The following is a 9548-nucleotide window of genomic DNA, read 5'->3' on the forward strand; positions in this document are numbered from 1 at the left end:
TGGATATGGCGATAGCCCGCAGTGGAGGCGGCAATGATCGAAACCGGATACCACACCCTGCGTGTGCGCCACGAGGACAACATCTGCTTCGTGCAGCTGTATCGGCCCGAGGCCAACAACACCATCGACGATCGCCTGGTCGCCGAGCTGGCCGACCTGCTGGAACGACTGGATGAGCGCGTGACGGTACTGGTGCTCGAAGGGCTGCCGCAGGTGTTCTGCTTCGGCATGGACTTCGCGCTGGTACGCAAGCTGGCCAACGACCCCCAGGCCAGTTCCAGCGTGCTCGATCCGGCCACCCTCTACGACCTATGGCTGCGCCTGGCGACCGGGCCGTTCGTGGTGCTGTCCTACGTGCGCGGCAAAGTCAATGCCGGCGGCGTCGGGTTCGTCGCCGCCAGCGATATCGTGATCGCCGACCAGAGCGCCTCGTTCAGCCTTTCGGAGTTGCTGTTCGGGTTGATGCCGGCCTGCGTATTGCCGTTCCTGGAGCGCCGCATCGGCCCGCAGCGCGCCCACTACATGACCTTGATGACCAGCGCGATAGGCGTCGACCAGGCCCTGTCCTGGGGCCTGGTGGATGCCTGCGAGGCCGATGGCGACAACCTGCTGCGCAAGCACCTGTTGCGCTTGCGGCGCCTGTCCCGGCCGGGGGTGGCGCGCTACAAGCAATTTCGTGGTTCGCTGTGCGGCGCCCCACGACTCGATCGCGACGCCGCGCTGGCGGCCAACCGGCAGGTGTTCAGCGATCCGCAGAACCTTTCGAACATCGTGCGTTACGTCGACACGGGAGCGTTCCCCTGGGAGCAGGTGTGAGATGAGCGACGATCTGGTACAGCTCGAACAGGTAACGCCAGCGATCGTGCAGGTCACCATGACCGATCGCGTCCACAAGAACGGATTCTCCACTGGCCTGGCCCAGGCACTGATCCGTACCTTCGAGACGGTGCGTAGCAATCCGGCGTGGAAGGTGGTGGTCCTGACCGGCTACGACACCTACTTCTGCACCGGCGGCACCCAGGAAATGCTGCTCGAACTGGCCGCAGGGGGCGGTCAGTACACCGACTATCCGATCTACGAACTGCCCTTGAACTGCGAGATCCCGGTGGTGGCGGCCATGCAGGGGCATGCGATTGGTGGCGGGCTGGTGTTCGGCCTGTTCGCCGACCTGGCGGTGCTCAGCCGCGAGAGCGTGTATGCGGCGAACTTCATGCGTTACGGCTTCACCCCGGGGTTCGGCTCGACCCTGGTACTGCAGGAAAAGCTCGGCCTGGCGCTGGCCCAGGAACTGCTGATGACCGCCGCGAACTATCGCGGCGACGAACTGGCAGGCCGCGGCATCCCGTTCCCGGTGTTGCCACGGGCGAACGTACTGGCCCACGCCCATGAACTGGCGGCGCAACTGGCCGAGAAACCCCGGCATTCACTGGTGCTACTCAAGGAGCATCTGACCTCTGGCCTGCGCGCGCGGTTGCCCGCAATCACGGCCCGCGAGGTGCAGATGCACGAGCAAACCTTTCATCACCCCGAAGTGCGGGAGCGTATCAAGGCACTGTTCGGCAACTGATTAGCCGTTGCCCGGTGCGATATTCCTTCAATAGCGAGGCACAAGCATGACCAGAGAACAGGTATTCGAATTGATCGTCCGTCACGTCCGGCAAGTGATTCCCACCCTTGCCAACCATGCGTTCACCCGCGGCGACCGCTTGCGTGACCTGGGCGCGAACTCGGTGGATCGCGCGGAAATCGTGATGCTGGTGCTGGAGTCGCTGTCTTTGAGCATTCCTCGGGTGGAGCTGTTCGGCCCGGGCAATATCGGCGAACTGGCGGACCTGATCCACACCCGGCTCGAGGCGCGGGCGGTGTAGCACGGATGGACCGGGCAGGGCGCGCGCCAGGTCTGGCGCGCCGCCAGGGGCAATGCACAACGGAGGTGCCAATGAAGGTGTTCATCTTTCCCGGCCAGGGTTCGCAGCAGCGCGGCATGGGTGGCCAGCTGTTCGATGAGTTCCCCCAGCTGACCGAAGCGGCCAGCGACATACTCGGTTATTCGATCAAGGCCCTGTGCCTCGATGACCCGGATGGCCTGCTGGACCAGACCCGCTACACCCAGCCGGCGATCTATGTGGTCAACGCCCTGGCCTATTTCCAGCGGCTGCGCGATGGCGCCCAGGCGGATGGTTTCGCCGGCCACAGCCTGGGTGAATTCAACGCCCTGCTGGCCGCGCAGTGCTTCGATTTCGCAGAGGGCTTGCGCCTGGTCCAGCGCCGCGCCGAGCTGATGAGCCAGGTCAGTGGCGGGGAGGGGGGCATGGCCGCGATCATGAACCTGCGGCGCCACGCGCTGGTGGAGCTTTTGCAGGCGCAACAGGCCGATGGTGTCGACCTGGCGATTCACAACGCCCCTTTGCAGAGCGTGATCGCCGGGCCCAAGGCCGAACTGGCGCGCTTGGAAAGCGCGGTCGAGGCAGCGGGCGGCATGCTGTATTCGCTCAATACCAGTGGCGCCTTCCACTCGCGCTACATGCAGCCGATCGCCGATGTATTTCGCGCGTATCTCCAAGGCCTGGAACTGGCGCCGCCGAACAAGCCGGTCATCGCCAACGTTTCGGCCCAGCCGTATAGCCAGGAAGCGATCGCCGACAACCTGGTCCGGCAACTGACCCATCCAGTGCAATGGTGCGAGAGCATCCAATACCTGCTGGCCCTGGGCGAGGTGCAATTCGAAGAGGTCGGCCATGGCGAGGTGTTGACCAAGCTGGTGGAGAAGATCCGCGCTGGCAGCCGCCCGCCTGCGCCTGGCGTTGCGGTTTCGCCGGGGGGCGCAGCGCCTGGACCTCGAGAAGCGGCGCTGCACAGCGCCATCGAGCAGGTCGCCCAGTGGAATGCCCGGCATCCCGCCGGCACTCGGGTGCGCTCGCTACGGGTCGACGGCGACCAGCTGACCCGCAGCACCGCCTTGGTGTTGCTGGGCCACCGGGCGGCGGTTCACCTGCAGGGCCACAACGGCTACTTCGCCCTCGACGAGATCCAGGCGTTGTAGCCATCCATGCAGCCATGGGCCGGCCCGTTGCCTTCGCCCGAATCGACAATCCTGGTGCCAACATGCTTGCCACTCGACCACTACCCGTTGCGATCACCGGTGTCGGTATCGTTTCCGCCATTGGCCAGGGCCGGGAGGCCTTTACCCGCGCACTGCTGGCCGGCGACGCCGCTTTCGGCGTGCTGCAACGCCCCGGGCGCCAGGGGCAAAGCCGTTTTCTGGGCGCCGAACTCGGCCCCCTGCAACTGCCGCCGGAGCGTTCGCCACGGCTGTTCCGGCAGTTGTCGCTGACTGCCGAGGCGGCCCTGGTGGCCTTGCATGAAGCCTGGCAGGACGCCCGCCTGGAGGACGTGGACCCGCAGCGCATCGGCCTGGTCGTCGGCGGCTGCAACCTGCAGCAACGTGAACTGGCCCAGCTCCATGAACGCTATACCGGGCGCGAGGCCTTCGTGCGGCCGGGTCATGGCGTCGAGTTCATGGACAGCGACCTGTGCGGGTTGTGTACCCAGCAGTTCGGCATCCAGGGCATGGCCTGCACCGTGGGCGGCGCCTCGGCCAGCGGCCAGGTCGCGGTGATCCAGGCGCTACAGGCGGTGCAGTCGGGGCAGGTGGATGTGGCGATCGCGCTGGGCGCCCTGATGGATCTGTCGCATTGGGAGTGCCAGGCGTTGCGTTCGTTGGGGGCCATGGGCTCCGAGCGGTATGCCGATGCGCCGATGCAGGCGGCCCGGCCATTCGACCGCGACCGCGATGGTTTCATCTATGGCGAGTGTTGCGGCGCGGTGGTGGTGGAGCGCATGGCCGACCCCACGCGCAGTACCGTCCGGCCCTATGCGGAGTTGTCCGGCTGGGGCTGGACCATGGATGCCAACCGCAATCCCGACCCATCGCGCGAGGGCGAGATGCGCGCCATCGCCCAGGCTTTGGAGCGCGCGGGCCTGGCCCCGGGGCAGATCGACTATGTAAACCCCCACGGGACCGGCTCGCCCCTGGGCGATGTGGTGGAGCTGGCTGCCCTGCGCGACAGCGGCCTGGGCCACGTGCGCCTCAACACCAGCAAGTCGCTGCTCGGCCATGGGCTCACCGCCGCCGGCACCGTGGAGGTAATCGCCACGCTGGTGCAGATGCGCGAAGGGTACCTGCACCCGAGCCGCAACCTGGACACGCCGATCGACCCGTCCTTCGACTGGATCCGTGATGTGGCCAGGCCGCACCCGATAGAGCACGCCCTGACCCTGAGCATGGGTTTTGGCGGCATCAACACCGCGTTGTGCCTGACGCGTCATGAGCGATGAACAACCAAGGAGAAAGCCAATGTTATCCGTAGGAATCGAAGCGATGAACGTATTCGGCGGTCGGGCCTGCCTGGACGTTGCCGAACTGGCCGCGCACCGCCAGCTGGATACGGCGCGCTTCAATAATCTGCTGATGAAGGAAAAGACCGTCGCGCTGCTGGACGAGGACCCGGTGACCTATGCGGTGAACGCAGCACGCCCTTTGGTGGAGGCGTTGTCGGCCGAGGAGAAGGCCCGGATCGAGTTGCTGATCACTTGTTCGGAGTCGGGGATCGATTTCGGCAAGTCGCTGAGCACCTATGTCCATCACCACCTGGGACTGAACCGCAACTGCCGGTTGTTCGAGCTCAAGCAGGCCTGCTATTCGGGCACCGCGGGCTTGCAGATGGCGGTGAACTTCATCCTGGCCCAGGTCTCGCCGGGGGCCAAGGCGCTGGTGATCTCCACCGACCTGGCCCGGCACATGACCACCGGCGGCAGCGCCCTCACCGAGGACTGGTCGTTCGCCGAGCCCAGCACCGGCGCCGGCGCCGTGGCGATGCTGGTCAGCGACCAGCCGCGGGTCTTCGACATCGACGTCGGCGCCAACGGCTACTACGGCTATGAAGTGATGGACACCTGCCGGCCAACCCCGGATACCGAGGCCGGCGACTCCGACCTGTCGTTGCTGTCCTACCTGGACTGCTGCGAGAACGCATTCCTGGAGTACCAGAAGCGCGTCGGCGACGTCGACTATGTCGGCTCGTTTCGCTACCTGGCGTTCCATACGCCCTTCGGTGGGATGATCAAGGGCGCGCATCGCACCATGATGCGCAAGCAGGTCCGGGCCGCGCCGGCGGACATCGAGGCCGATTTCCAGCGCCGGGTGACGCCGGGGCTCAGCTATTGCCAGCGGGTCGGCAACATCATGGGCGGCACCGTGCTGCTATCGCTGGCCAGCACCATCGCCAATGGCCGCTTCGAATCGCCTGGGCGCATCGGTTGCTTCTCCTATGGCTCGGGCTGCTGTTCGGAGTTCTACAGCGGCGTAGTGCGCCACCAAGGTCAGGTGCAACTGCGGGCCCAGGAGATCGAACGCCAGCTCGATAACCGTTACCGGCTGTCGATGAGCGAGTACGAAGGGCTGTTGCAGAGCAACACGCAGGTGCGCTTTGGCACCCGCAACGTGCGGATCGACGACGCTTGCAGCGTACGTCCGCAGTTGCCGCGTGCGGATCGACCACAGCTGGTTCTGCGGGAAATCAAGGAATTCCACCGCGAGTACGAATGGGTCCAGTAAGGACCTGGGCCCATGGGTGGGCCGCGAACAATGGATGGTTTGCCAGACAACTGAAGGAGTCGATCCATGGACCCACGATCGCCGCAGGACGAAACCACCGCCACGCCTGGCGCCAGCGAACAGCTCGCCAGGCCATCGCCCCAGGCCTGCCCAGAGCAGGCAGCCATCGCCATCGTCGGCATGTCCGGCCGCTACCCCGGGGCCGACTCGCTGGAGGCCTATTGGCGCAACCTGGTGGACGGCCGCGACTGCGTGGGCGAGATTCCAGCTACGCGCTGGGACGTCGATGCCTATTTCGACCCGGCCATACCTTCGCCGGGCAAGGCCTACAGCAAGTGGCTGGGCAGCCTGGAGGCCATCGAATGCTTCGATCCGCTGTTCTTCAATATCGCCCCCAGCGAGGCGCAACGGATGGATCCGCAGCAGCGCCTGTTCCTGGAAGAGGGCTACCGGGCTTTCGAGGATGCCGGGCGAGCGCCGCGGGAACTGAGCGAGTCGCGTTGCGGCGTGTACCTGGGCATCAGCGGCAGCGAGTACGGCAGCCTGGTCCAGCAGCGCCTGGGCCTGGTGGACATGATCGGCAGCAGCCCGGCGATCGCCGCGGCCCGCATCGCCTACTTCCTCAACCTCAAGGGCCCGGCGATTCCGGTGGATACCGCCTGTTCGTCGTCGCTGGTGGCCATGCACCTGGCCTGCCAGGCCTTGCGCAACGGCGAAGTGGACCTGGCGCTGGCTGGTGGAGTGGCGTTGTACCTGATGCCGGAGCTGTACGTCTGCATGTGCGCGGCCGGAGTCCTTTCACCCAGGGGCAAATGCCGGACCCTGGATAACCAGGCCGACGGCTTCGTGCCAGGGGAGGGCGTGGGCGCGCTGGTACTCAAGCGGCTCGCGGATGCCGAGCGCGACGGCGATCCGATCCACGGGCTGATCATCGGCTCCGGGATCAACCAGGACGGCCGGAGCAATGGCTTGACCGCGCCCAACCAGGACAGCCAGGCCGCGCTGTTGCGCGAAGTCTACCAGCGCCACGGCATCGATCCGGCCAGCATTAGCTACGTGGAAATGCACGGCACGGGTACCAAGCTGGGCGACCCGATCGAACTCAATGCCCTGTCCACGGTATTTCGCGAGGGCACCAGTGCGCTGGGTTTCTGCGGGCTGGGCTCGGTCAAGAGCAACATCGGCCACACTTCGGCCGCCGCTGGTGTGGCCGGTGTGCACAAGGTGCTGTTGCAGATGCGCCATCGGCAACTGGTGCCGACCCTGAACTACAGCAGCCCCAACGAGCATTTCGACCTCAAGCTGGAACAGTCGCCGTTCTTCGTCTGTACCTCGGGCCAACCCTGGGCGCCTAGCAGCGGGGCGCCATTGCGCGCGGCGGTCAGCTCGTTCGGCATCAGCGGCACCAATGCCCACCTGGTGCTCGAGGAGTATCGCCGGCCACAGGCCCGGCGCCCCAGCGTGGAACTGGATGAGCAGCACCCGCTGCTGATCGTGCTGTCGGCCAAACGCCCCGCGCAGCTCAAGAGCTGCGCCGCACGGCTCAAGGCGTTCCTCGAGAACACTACGGATGTGGACTGGCCGGCCCTGGCCCATACGCTCCAGGTGGGGCGAGCGCCCCTGGAGCAACGCCTGGCCTTTGTCGCCACCGCGCCTGGGCAGGTCATCGCGACACTGGCAGCTTTCATCGAAGGTCAGCCGCTCGAACAGGCAGTGGTGGGCGATGTTCGCAAGTCTCTTGCGCGCACGGGGAATGTCGACCCGGCCAAGGCTTTGTCTGGGGCCGACGGGCTGGACTTGCTGGAGCTGGGCAGGGAGTGGGTCGAAGGCACGCAGATCGACTGGCGGTCGCTCTACGCCGAGCAGCCCGGGGATCGTATTGCCCTGCCGACCTATCCGTTCGCCCGGGAGCGCTACTGGATCGAGCAGCCCCCGGATGAGCGCGACGAGCCCGGGCCGCTGCCTCCAGCGTTGCAGAGCTCGTTGCAGCCCCTGTTCCAGTACAGCGGCTCGCTGGCAGGTGAACAGCGTTTCTCCACGACCCTGACGGGCGACGAGTTCTTCTTGCGCGATCACCAGGTCGCGGGGCAGCCGTTGGTGCCCGCGGCGATGCAGTTGGAATGGGCACGCGCGGCCATGGCCCAGGTCCATGGCTTGCCGGCCGAGCATCCCGTGCTGCTTGAGGAAATCGCTTGGCTGCGCCCCCTGGCGCTCCGCTCACCGCTGCAAGTACATGTTGGCCTGCAGGAGCAGGGCGAAGGCACTGTTGCCTATCGGATCTTCAGCGCTGGCCAGGACGAGCCATTGGTGTACAGCCAGGGCCGGGCGCGGCTGGACAGCAGCCCTGAGCAACCTCGGATCGACCTCCAACAACTGCGTGCGAGGTGTGGCCGCCAGCTAGACGGTGCCGCCTGCTATGGGCGCTTCGCCCGGCTTGGCTTGGACTATGGCCCGAGCTTCCAGGTGCTGCAGGGCCTGGAGCTGGGTGACGACCTGGTGCTTGCGCGATTGCGCGGCGCTAGTACGCCCCCTGGAGTCGGCTTGCCCGCACCGCTGATCGATGGCGCGCTGCAGGCCAGCCTGGGCCTGGCCGCGCAAGACGCCCTGGCATTGCCCTTTGCGCTACAGCAGCTCGAGCAGTGGCAAGTGCTGCCGCATGAGGTATGGGCGATCTTGCGACCCGCTACGAACGACCGGGGCAAACAACGCGGGATCGATATCGATCTGGCAGACAGCGAGGGACGAGTCATGGTGCGATTGAACGGATTCAGCAGCCGGGCGCCGGCGGATAAATCGCCGCTGGCAGCGACGGGCACCGACCCGCTCCAGGAACTGAGCCTGATGCCGGCCTGGGAGCCAATCCTCGAGCAGCCGGACAATACGCTGAGCGATTCGCGGCCTGTGGGCCGGGTGGTGGAAATCTGCGACGAGGTGGAGCAACGCCAATTGACGGCCGACGGCCAGGGCGCATGGCAGTCCTGGCTCCAGCAGCAGGAGCCGTTCGAGCATCTGGTCTGGCACGTTCCGCCAGGCCAGCCCTGGGCCGCCAAGGCCGCCTTCCTGCTGATCAAGGCCCTGCTTGAGCTGGGGCACGGCGGGCGGCCGCTAGGCCTTTGCGTCGTCACCCGCCAGGCTCTGGGCCTAGGCCCGCAGGAACTGGGCGACCCCTTCCAGGCCAGTGTGCACGGGCTGATCGGTAGCCTGGCCAAGGAATACCCCAATTGGCGCCTGGACCTGGTGGACCTGGCGCCGCAAGACCCGATTCCCTGGCCGGCGCTGCTCGGCCGCACGCCAGGCGTGGCCGGAGAAACCCTGGCCTATCGCCAGGGCCGTGGCTATCGCCAACGCTTGCTGGCCTGCCAGCTCGCCGCACCGGCGCAACCGGCCTTCCGCCAGGCGGGGGTGTATGTGCTTCTCGGCGGCGCCGGTGGCATTGGCGTGGCGTTCAGCGAGTACCTGATCCGCCAGTACCAGGCCCAGGTGGTATGGCTGGGCCGGCGCGCCGAGGACCAGGAGATCGCCGATCAGTGTGCACGCCTGGCGGCGCTGGGCCCGGCGCCCCTCTACCTGCAGGCCGACGGCCGCGACCGCGCCGCCCTGGAGGCGGCGCTGGGCGAAATCCGCGGGCGCTACGGCGCCGTGCATGGCGTGGTGCATGCCGCGCTGGTGCTGGCCGATCGCAGCCTGGCACAGATGGATGAACAGACCTTCGAGGCGGCGCTGGCGGCCAAGCAGGAAACGGCGCTGAACCTGGACGCGGTCTTCGGCAACGAACCCTTGGACCTGATGCTGTACTTCTCGTCGTTGCAAAGCTTCGCGCGGATGGCGGGGCAGGGAAACTACGCCGCTGGCTGTTGCTTCGTCGATGAATTTGCCCGCAATGCGCAACGTCCCTATCCGGTGAAGCTGGTGCACTGGGGCTACTGGGGTG

Annotated in this window: 7 protein-coding genes; all 7 read left to right on the top strand. The window is 66.3% G+C overall.

What is annotated here, in order from left to right; translation table 11 throughout:
* The first annotated feature begins 33 nt into the window (after positions 1-33).
* The gene (locus AC3WK8_RS18885) at positions 34-816 is read left to right on the top strand and encodes an enoyl-CoA hydratase/isomerase (RefSeq protein WP_085600819.1); all 783 of its coding nucleotides are present in this window, start codon (positions 34-36) and stop codon (positions 814-816) included.
* Between the two features lies 1 nt (position 817).
* Complete coding sequence (locus AC3WK8_RS18890) at positions 818-1567, top strand: polyketide synthase (RefSeq protein ID WP_085600821.1); 750 nt, start codon at positions 818-820, stop codon at positions 1565-1567.
* A 46-nt stretch (positions 1568-1613) separates the two neighbouring features.
* Positions 1614-1868 carry an acyl carrier protein gene (locus AC3WK8_RS18895; protein ID WP_103325478.1) on the top strand — a complete coding sequence of 85 codons (255 nt, stop codon included), beginning with the start codon at positions 1614-1616 and terminating at the stop codon, positions 1866-1868.
* 71 nt (positions 1869-1939) lie between these two features.
* On the top strand, positions 1940-3043 hold the full coding sequence (gene fabD / locus AC3WK8_RS18900) for an ACP S-malonyltransferase (RefSeq protein WP_207255091.1): 1104 nt from the start codon (positions 1940-1942) through the stop codon (positions 3041-3043).
* Positions 3044-3105: 62 nt separating this feature from the next.
* The gene (locus AC3WK8_RS18905) at positions 3106-4338 is read left to right on the top strand and encodes a beta-ketoacyl synthase N-terminal-like domain-containing protein (protein WP_103325513.1); all 1233 of its coding nucleotides are present in this window, start codon (positions 3106-3108) and stop codon (positions 4336-4338) included.
* A 19-nt stretch (positions 4339-4357) separates the two neighbouring features.
* Positions 4358-5617, top strand: coding sequence for a hydroxymethylglutaryl-CoA synthase family protein (locus AC3WK8_RS18910; protein WP_085600734.1), 1260 nt, complete (start codon positions 4358-4360; stop codon positions 5615-5617).
* Between the two features lie 66 nt (positions 5618-5683).
* On the top strand, positions 5684-9548 hold a 3865-nt coding region (locus AC3WK8_RS18915; protein WP_492574077.1), incomplete at its 3' end, for an SDR family NAD(P)-dependent oxidoreductase.

It is taken from the genome of Pseudomonas sp. FW507-12TSA, from assembly GCF_058781435.1.